Below are 20,147 nucleotides of genomic sequence, written 5' to 3'. Positions count from 1 at the left end.
TAGTCTTTGAGACTTGTTTAAGGCGTATTTGTACGCAAACCTATGTTATAATCCCGCGCAATTAGCTATTAAGGGTTTTTACTTTGCAATTTATCGCACTTACTTCTATCGGAATCGAAAATTTATTGGTTGATGAACTTACAGAACTTGGCGCTACGGTGTCAAAGCAAACTGTGGGTTCTGTTCGCTTTGAGGCTGACTCATTGCTAGCGCAAAAAGTGTGTTTATCTACACGCTTTGCTACGCGTGTACTTATGCTTATTGAAGAAAAAGAAGGCGTAAATGACAAAGACAGCTTGTACAAATTTGCACGCTTACAACCTTGGCAAGAATGGTTTGGCCCAACACAAACTTTTGCTGTTGATTTTAATGGCACAAACGATTCACTTAAAAATACCCAGTTTTCTGGTTTAGTAATTAAAGATGCGATTGTTGATTACTTTAACGATTTATTTGAACAGCGACCAAATGTAGATAAGCAAGATGCCAATGTGCGAGTGGTTGCACGTTTAAATCGTCATGGCGTTTCACTTTATATTGATTACTCAGGGCCGCGTTTATCAGAGCGTGGTTACCGTCAAGGTCAAGGCAAAGCACCCATAAAAGAGCATTTAGCTGCGGCAATAATAAAACGTAGTGGCTGGCTCGAAAATGTCAATCAACCACTATTCGATCCATGTTGTGGTGCCGGCACTATTTTAATAGAAGCGGCTGGAATGGCACGTAATGAAGCGCCTGGATTATTCCGTGAAGGATTCGCGTTTGAGCGTTTACCTAGCTTTAGAGTGGCAAAATTCAAAGAACTTAAAGAGCAACTTTTAGCGAATATTACTGATCCTAAATTATGGTTAATTGGCCATGATTACGATGCACAAGTACTTGATAAAGCGATTGCTAATGCGCAGCGTGCAGAGCTTGATACGGTGATTAAATTTAAGCAAAGCGATGCGACAAAACTGACGAGCGTTGCAAAATTGCCGGGTGTTGTTATTTCTAACTTACCTTATGGTGAGCGTATTGGTTCTATGGCTGAACTTGTAAACTTGCATCGTAGTTTAGGTGTTGGTTTTAAAAAGCACTTTAATCATTGGAAACTCGCTCTACTGGGCATGGATGAAAGCCTGTTTAAATTGCTTAAATTAGTGAAGCAAAAACGCTATAAATTTAAAAATGGCCCCCTTGATGTTGAATTAAACCTGTATCAGCTTGATGACAAGCAAGTGAGCCTTACCTCTGATGACAAACCCGCTTTAAACTTTGAAGGCTCGATGGCATTTGCTAATCGCCTGAAAAAGAACAAGCAAGGTTTAAAAAATTGGCTTAAGCAAAATCAAGTCCATGCGTATCGTGTTTACGATGCAGATATTCCTGAATACAACGTTGCGGTTGATATTTATGGTGATTCAGCGGTTATTTTTGAATACGCAGCACCGAAAGAGATTGATGAAAAAACCTCTGAGAAGCGTTTACAAGATGTTATTAGCTTGACAGCACAACAACTTGATATTGCACCTGAAAACATTGCTGTAAAAGTACGTAAAAAGCAAAAAGGTGAAGAGCAATATACACCCATGGCTAAGCAAAATAGAACCATGGTAGTAGAAGAGTTTGGTGCTAAGTTTAAAGTTAATTTATTTGACTACTTAGACACGGGGCTATTTTTAGATCATCGCCTTGCACGTCGTTACATTCAAGAAAACGCAAAAGATAAGCGCTTTTTGAACCTGTTTGCATACACAGGAACCGCCTCAGTTCATGCAGCCATTGGGGGCGCAAAAGCGATTACTACCGTTGATTTATCTAAAACCTACTTAAAGTGGGGTCAAGATAACTTTGCGCTTAACGATATTAGCAATACACGTTATCGTTTTGAGCAAGCAGATTGTTTAAAATGGCTAGAGTATGCACAAGGGCAGTATGACCTGATCTTTTTAGATCCGCCTACTTTTTCAAATTCTAAACGAATGAAAGACGCGTTTGATGTGCAAAACGACCACATTAAGCTGTTAACTTGGGTTAAAAAAATATTGAGCCCATCGGGTACGCTAATATTCTCTAATAATAAACGCGGTTTTGTAATGGATGAAGTTGGCTTGATGGGGTTAGGGTTAAATGCAGAAAATATTTCTGAAAAAACCTTATCTCCTGACTTTAAACGAAATAAAAAAATTCATAATAGCTGGTTGATTAAACATGGCTAAGTGGATTTTATATCACACCGACGGCTGCCACTTGTGCGAGCAAGCAGAGCAGCTGTTAAAACCGTTACTTTCATCAACCGATGAATTACAACTTATTGATATTATGAGCGATGACGCATTAATTTTAGAGTATCAAATAAGCATTCCGGTTTTAAAAAATCAACAAGGCCAACAATTATTTTGGCCTTTTACTGCACCTCAGGCGCAGCAGTTTTTAGCGCAAGCAGAATAAGAGTAAAGATTAACTATGGATTTAATTAGAATTTCAAAAGCACAATTAGCTTACGGTACACACCCATTACTTGATAATGCAGATGCAGTAATCGAAAGTGGCGAACGTGTGTGTATTGTAGGTCGCAATGGTGCAGGTAAATCAACGCTTTTAAAAGTACTCGACGGTCAAGTAATACTTGATGATGGCGAAATAAACCAAGTTGGTAGTTTAAAAATATCGCGTTTAGAGCAAGATCCACCTAAAGGGGCAAGTGGCACTGTATTTGATTACGTTGCCCAAGGTATGCCTGAAATTGCTAACTTACTGATTGATTTTCATCATGTAAGCACACAATTGCAAACAGATTGCACTGATCAACTATTGAATAAATTAGAGCGTTTATCTAATAAATTAGAGGCGGCAGATGGCTGGCGTTTTGATAGCCGTATTCAGCTTGTACTTACTCAATTAGAGCTAACTCCTGATGCGAAACTTGAGTCGCTTTCTGGTGGTTGGTTACGTAAAGTTGCATTAGCACGTGCTTTAGTGAGTGAGCCTGATTTATTACTGCTCGATGAGCCTACTAACCACTTGGATATGACAAGTGTAATGTGGTTAGAGCAATTCCTAAAAGAATTTAAAGGCGGTATTGTATTTATATCGCATGACCGTGCATTTATTCGAGCTGTTGCTACACGTATTTTAGATTTAGATCGCGGTAAACTAATTTCTTATCCTGGTGATTATGCCACTTACTTAGAACAAAAAGCGCATGATTTAAAAGTAGAAGAAACACAAAATGCATTGTTTGATAAACGCTTAGCGGAAGAAGAAGCATGGATCCGCCAAGGTGTTAAAGCTCGTCGAACCCGTAATGAAGGCCGTGTTCGTGAGCTCAAACAATTACGTAATGAACGTAAACAACGTGTGGAACAAGTAGGTAAAACTGATTTCAATATCGAAACAGCGGATCGTTCAGGTAAACTAGTCTTTGAAGCTAAACACTTAAATCATGCATTTAAAGACAAAGTGATAGCTGATGATTTCTCTACCTTAGTGATGCGTGGCGATCGTATTGGTTTGGTGGGGCCTAATGGTATTGGTAAAACAACGCTATTAAAGTTGTTGTTTGGTGATTTAAAAGCAGACAGTGGTGAAATAAAGCAAGGTGTTAACTTAGAGTTTGCATATTTCGATCAGTACCGTGAGAAGCTTGATGAAGAAGCGACCGTTCAAGATAACGTTGCTGAAGGTAAGCAAGAAGTGATGATGGGCGGACGCTCACGTCACGTGTTAGGCTATTTACAAGACTTTTTATTTCCGCCAGCACGTGCTCGTACACCGGTAAAAGCACTTTCAGGTGGTGAGAAAAACAGATTGTTATTAGCCAAGTTATTTTTGAAACCTTCAAATATATTAGTGCTCGATGAGCCTACCAATGACTTAGATATAGAAACATTAGAGCTCCTTGAGGATATTATTAACCAATATCAAGGTACTGTGCTTATAGTAAGCCACGACCGAGAGTTTATTGATAATACCTGTTCGAGTGTTTGGGCATTTGAAGGTAACGGCAAAGTCACTGATATAGTTGGTGGCTACAGTGATTATGAAGCGTATACCAACTATTTGGCGGAGCAGCACAAAGAGTTGCAAAAGCAGCCAGTCAAAAAAGTTGAAAAAACAGAGCCAACGCCAGTTAAAAGCAATAACAAAGCAAATAAACTCTCTTACAAATTAAAACTTGAACTAGAGCAACTACCTAATAAAATGGAGCAACTTGAAGCTGAACTTGAAAAACAACAAGAACGAGTAAGTCATGAAGATTTTTTCAAGCAAGACAGTGATATAACAGCCAAGGAATTGAACCATTTAGCCCAACTTGAGTCTGACCTTGAAGCCGCTTTTGAGCGTTGGGAAGAACTTGAAGAATTAAAGAATCAGTAGTAAGGAATAAAATGAAATATAAATTACTCGCGGCCAGTGTTTTAGCCACACTGAGTACATCAGCATTGAGTGCAACGTACCAGTTAACCGAATTAGGTGACTTTGAAGCTGCAAAACATACTTATGTTACTGATGTGAGTGAAAACGGCCATGTTATAGGTCAAGCTAACGGATTGTTTAACCTACCTATTGATATTAGTTATATCGACTTTACAGATAATATAATAAAGAGCGCATACGACACCGAAGTTAAAAGGTTTGAAAACATTGATAAAGAAATAACCTTTACCCTCGATGATATAGAAAATAATGATGCTGTTTACACTAATGCTGACGCACATACTTTTATGGTTGGCTTTCTATCTTCTCGGTCTGAAGATTTTGAATATCAAAAAATCAGTTCGCTTATTGCTACAAGCTATAATAACGGTTTAATATCTGAGCAGTCTCTTTTCGATGAATCTTCACTTGATTATGATGGGCTAACTCGATCAGTAAGTAACTTTTATACAGGTGTAGCGCAAGACGGTACTACGGTTGGTTGGGGAAGTGCAGCATTTGATAAAGTGAGCTTTACACCAGATGGCGAAACTGATGAAGAAACGTGGTTTACTCGTGAGTTTATAGAGCGCGGAATTTTAATCTCTGCTGGTGGTGTTGAAGTGCCGCTTTTACCAGAATTTACTGAACACGGTGGGACTAGTAAAGCATCTGATATTGTTGCCACAGACACAGGTTACATTGTTGTTGGTAATGTATCGGTCAGTATTCCTGCTGAGAGACAAACCACAATTACTGATAATTGTGATGGCCTTGATGAGCCAGTAATGGCCTGTATTGAATCACTTAACAGTCGAAGTACGCGTGGTGTATTCAATAAAACAGCGGTTAAATGGACTCTAGACAGCACATTTAATGTGACTTCAACAGAGTTGCTAGGTTTAGCGCTTACTCCGGAAGAAGATGAAGACAGAACTCCATTTAATAGTATTGCATTAGCTGTGAATAGTAATGGTATTGCTGTAGGGTCTTCAGATACCCGAGATATTGACAACGATAATAGAATCTACAGTATGCCAACTTATTTTAAAGACGGTAAAGTGGTTGATTTTATAAACCAGCAAGATGATTGGGAAGGAGGTAAAGCATTTGCAATCAATGATAATGACATTATTGCAGGTTATGCTACTAAACGCATTGAAGGCTCTAAAAGAAACAAACTTTTCTACCATGATATAAATACAAACACGACGGTGTTTCCTGAAGATTATTTTATTAGTTCAAGCTCATATGCAAATGATATTAATAATCAAGGTTATATTGTAGGCGAAGGTGATGTTGGTGATACAGCGAGTACAAGGCGTTCAGAGGCGTTTATTTATAAAATTGGTGATGACAAAATCACTAATCTAAATAATCTACTACCATGTTTTGACAGTGATGGTGAAACTAGCTTTAGTTATAAAATGGTAGAGGCGAAATCAATCAACGAAAATAATGAAGTATTTGGTGTGGCAACTAAAACGGTTGAAAAATTAGACTCATTAGGTGAGGTCATAACCGACATAAATGGTAACATTCAATATGAAAGTGTTGCTGTTGCAGTAAAACTTTCACCGATTGCTAATGGTGAAGTTGAAAATTGTAAAGCCCCAGATGCAGAGTTTTATGAACGTAGCTCAGCCAGCTTCTCATGGTTTGGTTTATTACTGCTACCTTTAGTTGGTTTAAGACGCGTTTTTCGTTTCTAAGTACTACTATTCGTTTATAAAAAAACCAACTTGTTAAGTTGGTTTTTTTTTGTCTATAGTAATATTAACAGAAGCACTTGATGAAGTAGGCGCTAGTTATTTCTAGATATCCAAGCTTTTCTTACTGAGCGACGCCAAATTAAATCAATGCCAAAATAGCCAATAACACTGACAATAGATGCGCACACAAGCGAACCCACTAAAAAAGCAGGGCCAATGGTAGTTAGGCTTTCTATAAACCACGCCCAACTGGCCTCAAACGCAAAATGCTGCTCAGGTTGATTCAGTACTAATGTACCAACCAAGTATGAGCCGTAAAAAATAGGTGGCATTGTAAGTGGGTTGGTGATCCACACTAGAGCAACGGAAATAGGTAAATTAACTCTTAAGATTATGGCTGCGGCAGCTGCTAGCACCATTTGAAAAGGAACAGGGATGAATGCAAAAAAAAGTCCAACGGCAAAGGCACCGCGTGCTGAGCGTCGATTTAAATGCCAAAGGTTAGCATCATGTAAAAGACGACCAAATATTTTTAGTGATTTGTGATGTCTAATTTTATTTGGATCAGGTAAAAACCGTTGGATCGTTTTTTTAGCCATTTAAAGCAACCATTTACGTCTGTGTGGATGAGTCTTGGGTTTGTTATCGGTGTCGTTATTACCGTATTTTATTATCAAACCCTTGAGTTTACAGTTATCACAATTTCAATCCTTATTGTGAGCACGTATTTTAAGCCGTTTTTAACTGTATTGTTAGGCTTTATTTGCGGTATTTGCTGTGTAGCCGCACATTTTATCTTGTTTTATTCATTTGAGTTACCTGAACAGCACAAAAAATATGCTTATTCTGTCGGTGTGGTGGTCGAAGAGGTTATCTCTGCTACACCTCCCCAATATGTAAAAGTTAAATTAACGCGTTTGGAAGACAGTGAATATAGTCACTTTAGGGCACCTTATGCCTTATTAAGTATCAATTTTGCACAACCAATTCATTCTGGTGATGCTTTTAATGCTCAAGTGAGACTTAAAAACTATAGATCCATTAAGAATTTTACTGTTTTTGATAATCAGCTTTATGCTTTTACACAAAAGATAGCGTTTAAAGGTACGGTGCTCAATAAACAGCTTAATATTAAAAGCTCTCAAAAAAGTAATGCCGTTTCAGCCTATAGAGTTTATGTCAAAAAGTTGGTAAATAATGCTGAGCTTAATTGGCTCTATTATACGTTGTTAACTGGCGATAAGTCTTTAATGACATTCGAGCATAAAGAGTTAATGCAGAGTCTTGGGTTAAGTCATTTATTAGCCATTTCTGGGTTACATATCTCTCTAGTGTTTGGTTTTTGTTATTTTGTCACACGGTTTTGTCTTAAGTTGGTTAAACCTGAACTAAATCAAGCATTAAATGTTTCTATTGTTTATAGCGCTGTTGGTTTTGTTGTAGCTTTTATTTATGTTTATTTAAGTAATTTTATCATTTCTGCAACCCGCGCTTTAATTATGTTGGGCTGTTATTTGCTACTTTATTATTTGGCAAAGCAGTCATTGAGGTGGCGCAGTATTTTATTCGCACTGGTCATTATTTTAGCGATTAACCCATTTAGTGTATTAAACCCAGGGCTTTACTTTTCGTTTTTAGCAGTATGTATTATTTTTATTGTTTTAAAGCAATTTCCGCCTCGGGGTAACTCATTACTAGCCAATATACGAACATTATTTATTATTCAACTGGGATTATTTATTGGCTTATTACCCTTGTCATTATACTTTTTTAATGGTGTGAGTTTAGCGGGTTTAGTTTTAAATCTAGTCGCTATTCCCATTTTATCTTTTGTATTAATGCCTGCTTTATTTTTAAGTGTGTTACTGGGATTATTAACCGATTGGTACGCATTTATCGTATTATATGATTTTCCATTGGCCTATTTTTACCAAATGCTGCAGGCAATACCTCAGCAGGTACGTTGGCTTAATGTCGGACAGATAAGTATGACCACCATGGTGGCGCTTTATAGTGTTGTTCCTCTACTTTATTTTATTGAGCTTCGCTTACTGGCCTGCATTCCGATTTTGACTTTGCTTTTTAACTATTACTTTACGCAAACCAGCCTTTGGCAGTTAAACGTATTTGATGTAGGCCATGGCTTAATGGTACTGATAGAAAAAGACAAGCACGCGTTTATTTATGACTTTGGACCAAGTTACTTTAATCGCTTTAGCCGTGTCACTAGTGTTTTACTCCCCTATATTGGTGCTCATAGCCTAACGGTAAGTAATGCGATTGTGAGCCATCAAGATAACGACCATGCTGGAGGCGTTGCACATTTTAAAAAAGCGGGTTATGCAACGAGCTTTGATTATTTTCATCCAAGTGGTGTATATAACGATTGCATAGCAACAACGATAGACTTTCATGGTTTGAGTATTCAAACCTTTGCAAAAGAGGAGTTTAATAACAGTAATGATAATTCCTGTGTCGTTAAAATCTCAAGTGCCAACCATAGTGTGCTTCTCACTGGTGATATATCAAAGGCGAGGGAGTCTAAATTAATTAAACAAGGGCATGATTTACAAAGTACCGTTTTGTTAAGTCCTCATCACGGCAGTGATAGCTCTTCCAGTGTCGAGTTTATCGAGGCCGTAAACCCAACACTTGTGATTCATTCAAGTGCGTATCAAGGCCAGTGGCAATTTCCAAGTAAAGCGGTAGTTAAGCGTTACAATAAAATAAACGCCAAACAATATAGCACCGGTGATGTAGGACAAGTTCGGGTTGATTTTTATACTAAACACTTAGAGCTGAGTACCGCAAGAGGGGCGGAAAGTTATTGGTTTATCAAAGATTGACGTTTTGTTTTGCTGTTGCTAAGGATACAATAGGGGCTGTTACTGGTTTTAGAGAGTGTTATGGAACAAAGTACTACACAAATATATAAACGGCTTGTTTCTTACGTTGGCGCTTATAAGTCGATTGCCATCGTCGCGATTATAGGAATGATAGGTTATTCAGGTATGGATGCATTATTCATTCAACTGATGAAGCCGTTTATTGATGAAGGTTTAAACGAGCGTAACAGCCAGGTACTTACTTATGCGCCATTTGTGGTTATTGCGCTGGTTCTCGGGCGTGGCGTATTTAACTTTATGTCATCTTACTGTTTAAGCTATGTAGGCTCACAAGTCGTGAGGGCGCTGCGCCAAGAATTGTTTGAACACATTTTACATTTACCGGTGTCCTTTCACGATAAAAACTCAACCGGCGATTTGATTTCTAAAATTACCTTTGACACCGAGCAAGTTCAACAAGCAATCACCAAAGCACTGCTTATTGTTGTGCGTGAAGGCGCTTTTGTGGTTTTTTTACTCGCTGTGATGTTTTATACCAGTTGGCAGTTGTCGTTAATCTTTTTAGTTATTATCCCGCTTGTGGCTATCATAGTAGCTGTGGTGTCTAAACGCTTTCGTCATATCTCGAAAAATATTCAGTCAGCGATGGGACAAGTTACCCGTAGTTCAGAGCAAATGCTCAGTGGTCACAAAGTGATCCATGGCTTTGGTGGGCAAACACAAGAAATTGATCAATTTTCTAAAATTAATAATCATAACCGCCAACAACGTATCAAGATGGATGCGACTAAAGCGCTAAGTGTCTCTATTATTCAAATTTTGGCTGCCAGTGCTATGGCTGTTATTTTATGGGTTGTGTCGATGCCCTCTATGATAGACAGCATTAGCTCTGGGGATTTTGTCGTACTCATCTCATCGATGATGATGCTACTGCGCCCATTAAAGCAACTTGCCAATGTAAACAGTGACTTACAGCGAGGTATTTCAGCTGCTCAGAGTGTTTTTTTAGTGTTAGATGAAGAAATTGAAAAAGACACGGGTACCTTTTCGGTTGATAAGGTAAAAGGGCATATTGAGGTGAAAAATGTGACCTTTAAATACCCAACCAAGGATGAAGCCGTGCTTAACGATTTATCACTGAACATAAAAGCCGGTGAGAGTATTGCCCTTGTTGGCCGCTCTGGCTCGGGTAAATCGACTATTTCTAACTTGTTACCCCGATATTATGACTTAGAAGCGCCAAGCGAAATTTTACTCGATGGCATTGCTCTTAATGAATATAAGCTTACTGATCTTCGCCGTCAATTTGCGTTAGTGTCGCAACAAGTGGTGCTATTTAATGACACGATTGCCAATAATATTTGTTATGGTTTACAACGCGAAATCTCTATCGAAGAGCTTCATGACGTTGCAAAACAAGCCCATGTGTGGGAGTTTGTAAAAGACTTACCTGAGCAACTTAACACTATGGTTGGCGAGAATGGGGTAATGCTTTCAGGCGGGCAACGTCAACGTATTGCGATTGCCCGTGCTATTTTAAAAGACGCGCCTATTTTAATTTTAGATGAAGCGACCTCGGCCTTGGATACTGAATCTGAAAAGCTTATCCAACATGCTCTTGATACATTAATGAAGGATAAAACCTCCATTGTTATCGCTCATAGGCTATCGACTATTGAAAATAGTGACCGTATCTATGTGATTGATAACGGTAAAGTGATAGAAAGTGGTACGCATACTGAATTACTGACTAACGATGGTACCTACTCAGCTCTTTGTAAAATGCAGTTTGGTGAGCAGGGGTGAGTAAAATAGAGCAAAGCTGGTACAAACCTTTTAGCTTAATTACCTTATTGTTATTACCACTGTCCGCTATTTTTGGTTGTGTTGCTCTAGTGCGCAAATACTGCTACGAAGTGGGTGTTTTTAAGCCATTTGTTAGTAATACTCCAGTAATTGTTGTTGGCAATATAAGTGTTGGCGGCAATGGTAAGACTCCATTTGTATTGTGGCTACATGATTACTTAACCGCTCAAGGCTTATCTGTTGGTTTAATTAGTCGCGGCTATGGTGGGCAAGCAGCCCATTACCCATTATTAGTAACTGCAAATACGACGACTTTAGAAGCAGGGGATGAGCCGGTACTTTTATTTAACCGTTTACAATGTCCGTTAGTTGTGGGGCCAAATAGACAGAAGAATATAGAAATGCTCAATCATCAGTTTCAGCTTGATGTAATTATTTCTGATGATGGCATGCAACACTACAAAATGGCACGCAGTATTGAATGTTGTATTGTTGATAGCGAAAGAAAATTTGGTAATGGTTTTTTAATGCCAGCAGGACCACTTCGCGAAACGGTTTCTCGTTTAAACAGTGTTGATTTAGTCATTGAAAATGGTTCTGAACATGAATTTAGCTATCGCTTGCAGCCATCAATTATTAAACGTGTTGCTGATAATACTGAGATAACAACGGCTATAGAAACAGCGCATGCTGTAAGTGCAATCGGTAACCCTCAGCGCTTTGAAGCATCATTAAAAGCACAAGGTATAGCGTTGTTATCAACACATCATTTTCGCGACCATTATGCTTATACCGCCAATGACTTTGCTCAATTTGGTGAGGACTGTGTATTAATGACAGAAAAAGATGCGGTTAAGTGTCGTGACTTTGCCAAGCCAAATTGGTATTACTTGCCGGTTGACGCTCAACCAACTGCAGCAGTAATAAACACATTAAATTTATTATTAAAAGAAAAAGGGATCCACCATGGCCTTTGATACAAAATTACTCGAAATTATTGCTTGCCCTGTGTGTAAAGGTAAGTTGCGCTTTGATAAAGAAAACCAAGAGCTGATCAGCACAGCAGCAAAACTAGCTTACCCGGTACGTGATGATATTCCGGTACTACTTGAAAATGAAGCCCGTGAATTGACTCTTGAAGAGGTAGAAAAGTGGAATTCGTAGTTGTTATCCCTGCGCGTTACGCTTCTACTCGTTTGCCAGGTAAACCACTCGCTGATATTTGTGGCAAACCAATGATACAGCATGTGTATGAAAAAGCCTGTTTGTCAGGAGCCAGCAAGGTGGTTATTGCTACTGACCATCAAAGAGTATTTGATGCTGCTAAACGTTTTACTAGTAATGTTTTGATGACGCGTGAAGATCACCAATCAGGCACAGAGCGCTTAGCCGAAGTAGTGGATTTACTTAATTTAGCCGATGACACTATCGTGGTAAATGTACAAGGTGATGAACCTTTGCTGTCGCCTGATAACGTATCACAAGTGGCAACATTATTAGCGCAATCAAGGGCACCAATGGCAACCTTAAGCGTTGCTATTGAAGAGCGTGATGAAGTGTTTAATCCTAATGCGGTTAAAGTTGTCAGTGATATCAATAAAAATGCTTTGTACTTTTCAAGAGCGAGTATCCCATTTGATAGAAGCGCCATGATGGCTGAGCAGCAACCACTTAATTTAGCGCCTTTTCAACGCCATGTGGGTATTTACGCGTATCGCGCAGGGTTTATAAAGCAATATATTGAATTAAGTGTTTCGCCATTAGAACTTCTTGAGTCGTTAGAGCAGTTACGTGTGCTATACCATGGTTATGCAATTAAAATAGAACAAGCTTTAGTGACCCCTCATGCAGGAGTAGATACACCAGAGGATTTAGCTAAAGTGGTTGCCCATATTCAAAGTAAAAGCGCGTGAATAAACCACAAACGCTTATATTAAAAGTGCAATATACGCATGATGATTTTTACATCATAAATAAACCGCATGGGCTTAATTTTCATTCTGAAGAAGGCCCCGGTTTTGTGGTACTAGCTGAGCAACAGTTAAACGAAAAATTATTTGCGGTACACCGTTTAGATAAAGTCACCTCTGGATTGATTATACTCGCGCGAAGCAAAGCGGCAGCAGCAGAATTTACGCAATTATTTACTCAGCATGCGATTAATAAGTTTTATCTAGCGGTTAGTGATACCAAGCCTAAAAAAAAGCAAGGCTGGGTTAAAGGTGATATGGCTAAGTCTCGCCGTGGCACGTATAAATTATTAAACTCACAGAGTAACCCCGCTATTACACGTTTTTATTCGTTTAGCTTTAAAAGCGGTTTTAGAGCTTACCTATTAAAACCCTATTCGGGAAAAACCCATCAGCTTAGGGTGGCATTAAAGAGTATAGGTGCCGCTATATTAGGCGATGCTAGTTATTCTGGGAGTGCCGCTGATCGCACCTATTTGCATGCATTTGCGTTGGACTTTGAGTGGGCTGGGGAACAAATACAACACACTCTGTTGCCAGAGTGTGGAGTGGAATATGCGCAATTAATAAAACATCAAGATTTTGATTCTTGGCAAACGCCTTGGAAATTGGATTGGTAAATGAGTGAACAAGTAACTGATATCCGCTTTGGTGGTATTAAACGACTATATGGTCAACAGCAATTTGAATGGTTACAACAGGCACATTTCTGTGTTGTTGGTATAGGTGGCGTAGGCAGCTGGACTGCAGAAGCATTAGCGCGCACCGGCGTGGGCAAAATTACTCTAATAGATTTAGATGATATATGCGCAACCAATGTTAATCGTCAAATTCATGCCTTAACAGGCACTATTGGGGAAGCAAAAGTGGATGCCATGAAGGCACGCTGCGAGCTTATCAACCCTGAGTGTATAGTTAATGTTATTGACGATTTTATAACACTAGAAAATATTCAACAGCATATTCAAGGTTTTGATTATGTTATTGACTGCATTGATGCGGTAAAAGAAAAAGCGGCGTTAATCGCGCACTGTAAGCGTAATAAAATGCCTATAATTACCACGGGCGGTGCAGGTGGGCAAACTGATCCAAGTCAAATTACATTTGGAGATGTGGCAAAAACGACTCAAGATCCATTGCTTGCAAAGGTGCGCTATATTTTGCGTAAGCAGTATAATTTCAGCTCTAATCCAAAACGTAAATTTAATATTGACTGTGTGTATTCAACAGAGCAGCTTGTTTATCCTGGCAGTGATGGCAGTGTGTGCCATGCGAAACAAAATGCAGATGGCAGTATGAATATGGATTGTAATAATGGCTTTGGTTCGGTGACGATGATCACCGGTAGTTTTGGTTTTTTTGTTGCCGCTAAAGCAGTAAGAAAATATTTAGATAAGCGTACACGCTTGAACATTTAATTACAGATTACACATCATATTGTTAAAAAAGCGCTTAACGCGCTTTTTGTTTAGCTAAAGTTTGTATTTTTTCCACCATGGCGTTTATCCCATTGCCGCGAGAAGCGCTTAAGTGGCTAATTAAGCCAAGCTTTTCAAATTCTTCATAGGCATTAACGCTTAATACCTCTTCAGGTGTCAAACCGTTATACAGCGCTAAAATTAACGCTAATAATCCTTTTACTATTCGCGTATCAGAATCACCAATTACAACCAATGCATTTTCTGTCAAATCAAACTCAACAAACATCCATACTTTACTTTCACAGCCTTGGACTAGCGCATCATCTGTTTTTAGTATATCGGCTAACGGCGGTAGTGTTTTGCCAAGTAACATAATTTCACGATACTTCTGTTGCCAGCTTGTACTGTGTTCAATTTTTTTACTTACCAGTTGGTATGTGAGTGTCATTATTTATCCAATTTAGTCTAATAAAGCGATGCATTCTTTGAGTGCAGTAATAAAATGGTCTACATCTTTGGCCGTATTATAAAATGCAAAACTTGCTCTTAGTGAGCCATTTAGTTGCAAATGAGTCATTAACGGTTGGGTACAATGATGACCACTTCGTACTGCAATACCATAACCGTCAAGTAAAGTTGCCAGATCATACGGATGTTCATTTTTATAATTAAAGCATAATGTACCAATGTTCGATTTTAGGTCGCTATAGATGCAAATACCATCTATTTCCATCAGTGCGTTTGCTGCATAAATAAACACCTGCTGTTCATACTCTTTTAATTCTTGCTGATTGAGCACCATTAAATACTCAAGTGCCGCACCAAAGCCTAAAACACCGGCTATATTTGGGGTTCCTGCTTCAAATTTAGCGGGAGCGTCACGATAAGTGCTTTGCGTTAGGGTCACTTTTTCAATCATTTCACCACCTGTTTGATAAGGCAATAATGCATTAAGTGCGCTGTAGCGGCCATATAAACCGCCTAATCCTGTTGGCCCCAACATTTTGTGAGCTGAAAACACGTAAAAATCACAATTAAGCGCTGTCAAATTAGGTCTTAAATGTAGAGCGCCTTGTGCGCCATCGACTAAAGTTAGCGTATCTACAGCCTTCGCAGCAGTTATCAGCGGGGTTAAATCGGTAATATTGCCCAGCGCATTAGAGGCGTGAGTGATTGCAAGAAGTGCAGGTTTGGTGTGTTTAATCACGTCACAGCACTGGCTAATATCAAAGGTGGCATTGTCATTAAGTGGCAACGCTTTTAACGTTGCACCAGTGTATGCCGCGAGTTCTTGCCACGGCACAATATTCGCGTGATGCTCGATTGGGCTAATTAAAATGGTGTCGTCTGTTGTTAATGTATTTCTTAGGCCATGTGCAACTAAGTTAATCGCCTCAGTAGCGCCTTTAGTCCAGACAATTTCATTACCGCTTACCTGAAAGTAATCAGCAACGCGTTGACGTACTTGCTCATAAGCCGCTGTAGCTTGCTCACTCAGCGTATGACGACCGCGGTGAACATTTGCATTTTGTGAAGTGTAAAACTGTGTGGTGGCGTCAATAACACATTGTGGCTTTTGTGTTGTTGCAGCTGAGTCTAAATAAACCAAAGGATTGCCATTGATTGTCTGATTTAGAGTAGGGAAATCATTACGGATTTTTTTAGGATCAAACGAGGACACAGACATAGGCTCATAAAGTTAATCAATTCGGGCAGGAATTGTAATCTGTTTAAGATAATTCTCAAGTAGCATGTAATAAAAAAGGCCGCAGAAGCGGCCTTTTAAAACTAACTTTAAAGCTTAGCGCTTGTCTGTAGCTTTATAATCACGTGTTGTTTCACCTGTGTAAAGCTGACGTGGACGGCTGATCTTGTGACCAGGCTGAGAAAGCATCTCGTCCCAGTGTGAGATCCAACCTACAGTACGTGCCATTGCAAAAATTACAGTGAACATACTTGTCGGAATACCAATCGCTTTTAAGATAATACCTGAGTAGAAATCTACGTTAGGGTAAAGTTTCTTCTCAACAAAGTACGGGTCTTCAAGTGCAATTTGCTCAAGTTTCATTGCAATATCAAGCAATGGATCTTGAATATTAAGCTCTGCTAAAACTTCATGACATGTTTGACGCATTACTGTTGCGCGTGGGTCGAAGTTTTTGTAAACACGGTGACCAAAGCCCATAAGACGGAAAGGGTCCGCTTTATCTTTTGCTTTTGCTACATATTCGTCGATGCGATCAACTGAACCAATTTCTTCTAACATGTTTAAACATGCTTCGTTAGCGCCGCCGTGAGCAGGGCCCCAAAGTGATGCAATACCCGCAGCAATACATGCATAAGGGTTAGCACCAGAAGAACCAGCTAAACGAACAGTTGACGTTGAAGCATTCTGTTCGTGGTCAGCATGAAGCATAAAGATTTTATCCATTGCTTTAGCTGTTACTGGGTTCACTTTGTATTCTTCAGCAGGTACAGAGAACATCATGTGTAAGAAGTTTTCTGCATAGCTTAAATCATTGCGTGGATATACAAACGGTTGACCGATGTTTGTTTTGTATGCCATTGCCGCAATTGTTGGTAATTTAGCAACTAATTTAATAGCGCTTGTCTTACGTTGAACTGCATCAGTGATATCAAGATCTTCATGGTAAAAAGAAGATAATGCACCAACCACACCACATAGCATTGCCATTGGGTGCGCATCAAAACGGAAACCTTGGAAGAAGTTTGCGATTTTTTCATCTAGCATTGTGCTACGAGTGATTTTTGTAGCAAAATCATCGTATTGCTCTTTAGTTGGTAACTCACCGTTTAATAGTAAGTAACATAACTCAACGTAGTTAGAGCTCTCTGCTAACTGCTCGATCGGGTAACCACGGTGTAATAAAACACCTTTACCACCATCGATGTAAGTGATGGTAGATTCACAAGAACCAGTCGACATGAAACCTGGGTCATAAGTAAAGTGACCATGTGAGCCGAGTGTACGTACATCAATTACATCTTGGCCAGCAGTACCTTGATAAATTGGAAGTTCGATTGGATCTAGCCCATCAATATGGACTGTGGCTTTCTTATCTGCCATCTATGTATCTCCTATTAAGATAACTATTCTGATTTTTATATTCTAAAATCTATTCTAAGCACATCTTTACATTTTAACGTGAAAGAGGGGTATAAAGTCAATTTTTATAAGTATTATGCACATATGTATAATAAATATTCGGTATAGATTGAATATTATACCATTGGCTAATTCGCAAACGACTCAAAGTAAACAAGAATTGTAAAAGAGTCTCCGGCTATATATACTAACGGAGGTTTTTAACCGATTTGTATTTGGGTAAACTTTTTTTTACATAATATTTTTCATAAAAAGTGAACTTTATTAGTATTAATACGTTTATTTTGATAGTTCCACCAGAAACATTTGGTGGGTTTTAGAAAAACAAGTAGATGAGCCCCACTGCGGGCAAGATGGGCAAGTAACTGTGAAAAAGCAAAGACCTGTAAATCTAGATCTAACAACTATATCTATGCCGGCAACGGCTAAAGCTTCAATTTTTCACCGCGTCACCGGTGTTGCATTATTTTTTGCTTTAACGTTTGTCATTTGGGCTTGGTCAGAGTCTCTTTCTTCAGCTGAAGGTTTTGAATTCGTCAAGGGTCTGTTTAACGGATTCATTGCCAAATTTATAGCTTGGGGCACCCTTTCTGTATTGGGTTATCACCTTATCGGTGGTATCCGTCACATCATTATGGATATGGGGCATTGGGAAGAACTTGAATCAGGCAACACTAGCGCTAAAATTGCGATGGCACTTGGCGTTGTGTTTGCTGTATTGGCAGGGGTGTGGATATGGTCTTAAATCAAGCAACTCTTAAACGTGATGGCGTACAAGATTTTGTATCTCTACGCACAACGGCATTAATAATCAGTGCATATGCAATTTTTATTATTGGCTATTTTTTAGCAATGCCAGAAGTCACATATGACGCCTGGACAGGCCTATTCTCTAACCTAGCAATGAAAGGGGCGACATTAATCACCCTAGTTTGCATTATGGTTCATACCCGTATCGGCCTTTGGCAGGTTCTAACCGACTATGTAAAGGGCGCTAAATTGCGTGCTTTCTTAGGCTTTGTACTAAACCTAATGGCTGTCGCTTACGTAGCTGTAGGTTTAATCGTTTTATGGGGTGTTTAAGTGAAATATTCTGTTCGTGAATTTGACGCCGTAGTAATTGGTGCCGGTGGTGCAGGTATGCGCGCTGCTCTTGCTATTACTGAATCTGGCAAAACATGTGCACTAATCTCTAAAGTTTTTCCGACACGCTCACACACTGTATCTGCTCAAGGTGGTATTACAGTAGCGCTAGGTAATTCGCATGAAGATAACTGGGAATGGCATATGTATGATACCGTTAAAGGTTCCGATTTTATTGGTGACCAAGACGCTATCGAATACATGTGTAATACAGGCCCAGAAGCTATTACTGAATTAGAAAACATGGGCTTACCATTTTCTCGTTTTGAAAATGGCCGTGTTTACCAACGTCCTTTCGGTGGTCAATCGAAAAACTTTGGTGGTGAACAAGCTGCACGTACCGCAGCAGCTGCTGACCGTACTGGTCACGCATTATTACACCTTCTTTATCAACAAAACGTTAAAAATAAAACAAATGTATTTTCTGAATGGTATGCACTTGATTTAGTTAAAAACGATAATGGCGATGTAGTAGGTTGTACAGCAATTGAAATTGAAACAGGTGAAATCACTTTCTTCAAATCAAAAGCAGTTGTGTTAGCTACCGGTGGTGCAGGTCGTATCTTCGCATCAACAACTAATGCTCACATTAACACTGGTGACGGTGTTGGTATGGCGACTCGTGCTGGTATTTCTATGCAAGACATGGAAATGTGGCAATTCCATCCGACAGGTATTGCAGGTGCTGGTACGCTAGTAACTGAAGGTTGTCGTGGTGAAGGTGGTTATCTTTTAAATAAAGATGGCGAACGCTTCATGGAACGCTATGCACCAAACGCTAAAGATTTAGCATCTCGTGACGTTGTTGCCCGTTCAATGATGACAGAGATTCGTGAAGGTCGTGGTTGTGATGGTCCTTGGGGTCCTCACCTTAAGTTGAAACTTGACCACTTAGGCGAAGAAACGCTTAACTTACGTCTTCCAGGTGTATGCGACCTTGCTAAAACATTTGCTCACGTTGATCCTGCAAAAGAACCAATTCCAGTTATCCCAACATGTCACTACATGATGGGTGGTGTGCCAACTAACGTAAATGGTCAAGTACTTAATATCGATGCCGCTGGTAACGAAAAAGTAGTACAAGGTTTATTTGCTGTTGGTGAGATTGCATGTGTATCTGTTCACGGTGCTAACCGCTTAGGTGGTAACTCATTACTTGATTTAGTTGTATTTGGCCGTGCTGCTGGTAATTTCTTAGGTAAATACCTAAATGACGTTGAAATTTCTAAAGCGGCTTCTGAGTCTGATTTAGAAGCGTCTTTAGCTCGCTTTAATCGTTGGGAAAGCTCAACAGTTGGTCAAGGCGAAGACCCAGTACAAATCAAGAAAGACCTACAACAGTGTATGCAGCTTAACTTCTCGGTATTCCGTGAAGGTGACTCAATGGCAACTGGTCTTACTGAGCTTAAAGAAATTCGTGAACGCTTACAGCATGCACGTCTTGATGATAAATCATCAGACTTCAACACCATGCGTATTGAATGTTTAGAATTAGACAACTTAATGGAAACAGCTTACTCAACTGCAGTAGCTGCAAACTTCCGTACTGAAAGCCGTGGTGCACACTCTCGCTTTGACTTCCCAGATCGTGATGACGAAAACTGGTTATGTCACTCAGTATTTAATCCGGTAACGGATGAAATGAGCAAGCGTAAAGTAAACTACGAGCCTAAGCTACGTGAAGCATTCCCACCTAAAGCACGTACCTACTAGGAGCGAGA

18 protein-coding genes are annotated in these 20,147 nt (G+C 39.4%); 14 read left to right on the top strand and 4 right to left on the bottom strand.

Annotated elements, in window-relative coordinates:
- Positions 1-83 precede the first annotated feature (83 nt).
- Genes rlmKL through QL989_RS01340 form a run of 4 tightly spaced genes read left to right on the top strand, consistent with a single transcriptional unit; the run spans position 84 to position 6,113 of the window.
- Positions 84-2,201 (top strand): bifunctional 23S rRNA (guanine(2069)-N(7))-methyltransferase RlmK/23S rRNA (guanine(2445)-N(2))-methyltransferase RlmL, encoded by a 2,118-nt coding sequence (gene rlmKL, locus QL989_RS01355; protein WP_290167616.1) that lies wholly within the window; start codon positions 84-86, stop codon positions 2,199-2,201.
- Positions 2,194-2,433, top strand: a complete 240-nt coding sequence (locus tag QL989_RS01350) for a glutaredoxin family protein (protein WP_008112065.1) — start codon at positions 2,194-2,196, stop codon at positions 2,431-2,433. The genes rlmKL and QL989_RS01350 overlap by 8 nt, the downstream gene beginning before the upstream one ends.
- A 15-nt stretch (positions 2,434-2,448) precedes the next feature.
- Complete coding sequence (locus tag QL989_RS01345) at positions 2,449-4,362, top strand: ABC transporter ATP-binding protein (RefSeq protein WP_010390143.1); 1,914 nt, start codon at positions 2,449-2,451, stop codon at positions 4,360-4,362.
- Positions 4,363-4,373: 11 nt separating this feature from the next.
- The gene (locus QL989_RS01340; protein ID WP_290167612.1) at positions 4,374-6,113 is read left to right on the top strand and encodes a DUF3466 family protein; all 1,740 of its coding nucleotides are present in this window, start codon (positions 4,374-4,376) and stop codon (positions 6,111-6,113) included.
- Positions 6,114-6,205: 92 nt separating this feature from the next.
- On the opposite strand, the gene QL989_RS01335 is transcribed toward QL989_RS01340, so the two are convergent.
- Positions 6,206-6,712 carry a DUF2062 domain-containing protein gene (locus QL989_RS01335; RefSeq protein WP_290167609.1) on the bottom strand — a complete coding sequence of 169 codons (507 nt, stop codon included), beginning with the start codon at positions 6,710-6,712 and terminating at the stop codon, positions 6,206-6,208.
- Here QL989_RS01335 and QL989_RS01330 point away from each other — a divergent pair.
- From QL989_RS01330 to tcdA, 7 genes are read left to right on the top strand one after another with little or no spacing between them, the layout of a single operon-like run.
- Positions 6,692-8,959 (top strand): DNA internalization-related competence protein ComEC/Rec2, encoded by a 2,268-nt coding sequence (locus QL989_RS01330; protein WP_290167606.1) that lies wholly within the window; start codon positions 6,692-6,694, stop codon positions 8,957-8,959. The genes QL989_RS01335 and QL989_RS01330 overlap by 21 nt on opposite strands.
- 60 nt (positions 8,960-9,019) lie before the next feature.
- A complete protein-coding gene (gene msbA, locus QL989_RS01325) occupies positions 9,020-10,765 on the top strand; it encodes a lipid A export permease/ATP-binding protein MsbA (RefSeq protein ID WP_290167604.1) in 1,746 nt (581 codons plus the stop codon).
- Positions 10,762-11,742: a tetraacyldisaccharide 4'-kinase gene (gene lpxK / locus QL989_RS01320; protein ID WP_198523228.1), complete on the top strand. Its 981-nt coding sequence runs from the start codon at positions 10,762-10,764 to the stop codon at positions 11,740-11,742. The genes msbA and lpxK overlap by 4 nt, the downstream gene beginning before the upstream one ends.
- On the top strand, positions 11,732-11,929 hold the full coding sequence (locus tag QL989_RS01315) for a Trm112 family protein (protein ID WP_010390133.1): 198 nt from the start codon (positions 11,732-11,734) through the stop codon (positions 11,927-11,929). The genes lpxK and QL989_RS01315 overlap by 11 nt, the downstream gene beginning before the upstream one ends.
- Positions 11,917-12,678, top strand: coding sequence for a 3-deoxy-manno-octulosonate cytidylyltransferase (kdsB, locus tag QL989_RS01310; RefSeq protein WP_010390132.1), 762 nt, complete (start codon positions 11,917-11,919; stop codon positions 12,676-12,678). The genes QL989_RS01315 and kdsB overlap by 13 nt, the downstream gene beginning before the upstream one ends.
- Complete coding sequence (locus tag QL989_RS01305) at positions 12,675-13,355, top strand: TIGR01621 family pseudouridine synthase (RefSeq protein WP_193049177.1); 681 nt, start codon at positions 12,675-12,677, stop codon at positions 13,353-13,355. Before kdsB ends, QL989_RS01305 begins: the two co-directional genes overlap by 4 nt.
- On the top strand, positions 13,356-14,153 hold the full coding sequence (gene tcdA / locus QL989_RS01300) for a tRNA cyclic N6-threonylcarbamoyladenosine(37) synthase TcdA (protein WP_010390130.1): 798 nt from the start codon (positions 13,356-13,358) through the stop codon (positions 14,151-14,153).
- A gap of 34 nt (positions 14,154-14,187) precedes the next feature.
- Here the strand turns inward: tcdA and QL989_RS01295 are convergent, their stop codons facing one another.
- The 3 genes from QL989_RS01295 to QL989_RS01285 all read right to left on the bottom strand — a co-directional run bounded on the left by QL989_RS01295 (position 14,188) and on the right by QL989_RS01285 (position 17,244).
- Positions 14,188-14,604 carry a SufE family protein gene (locus QL989_RS01295; protein ID WP_290167595.1) on the bottom strand — a complete coding sequence of 139 codons (417 nt, stop codon included), beginning with the start codon at positions 14,602-14,604 and terminating at the stop codon, positions 14,188-14,190.
- Positions 14,605-14,616: 12 nt separating this feature from the next.
- A complete protein-coding gene (locus tag QL989_RS01290; protein WP_290167594.1) occupies positions 14,617-15,843 on the bottom strand; it encodes a SufS family cysteine desulfurase in 1,227 nt (408 codons plus the stop codon).
- Positions 15,844-15,957: 114 nt separating this feature from the next.
- Positions 15,958-17,244 carry a citrate synthase gene (locus QL989_RS01285; RefSeq protein WP_010390127.1) on the bottom strand — a complete coding sequence of 429 codons (1,287 nt, stop codon included), beginning with the start codon at positions 17,242-17,244 and terminating at the stop codon, positions 15,958-15,960.
- Between the two features lie 406 nt (positions 17,245-17,650).
- Here QL989_RS01285 and sdhC point away from each other — a divergent pair, with 406 nt between their 5' ends.
- From sdhC to sdhA, 3 genes are read left to right on the top strand one after another with little or no spacing between them, the layout of a single operon-like run.
- Complete coding sequence (sdhC, locus tag QL989_RS01280) at positions 17,651-18,028, top strand: succinate dehydrogenase, cytochrome b556 subunit (protein ID WP_010390126.1); 378 nt, start codon at positions 17,651-17,653, stop codon at positions 18,026-18,028.
- Complete coding sequence (gene sdhD / locus QL989_RS01275) at positions 18,019-18,366, top strand: succinate dehydrogenase, hydrophobic membrane anchor protein (RefSeq protein ID WP_055012091.1); 348 nt, start codon at positions 18,019-18,021, stop codon at positions 18,364-18,366. The genes sdhC and sdhD overlap by 10 nt, the downstream gene beginning before the upstream one ends.
- Entirely contained in the window at positions 18,367-20,139 is a 1,773-nt protein-coding gene (sdhA, locus tag QL989_RS01270; RefSeq protein ID WP_008112088.1) for a succinate dehydrogenase flavoprotein subunit, read from the top strand.
- Positions 20,140-20,147: the final 8 nt, after the last annotated feature.

The organism is Pseudoalteromonas sp. APC 3224 (genome assembly GCF_030407535.1).
Taxonomy (GTDB): domain Bacteria; phylum Pseudomonadota; class Gammaproteobacteria; order Enterobacterales; family Alteromonadaceae; genus Pseudoalteromonas.
This window is presented reverse-complemented; position numbering and strand designations above follow the sequence as displayed.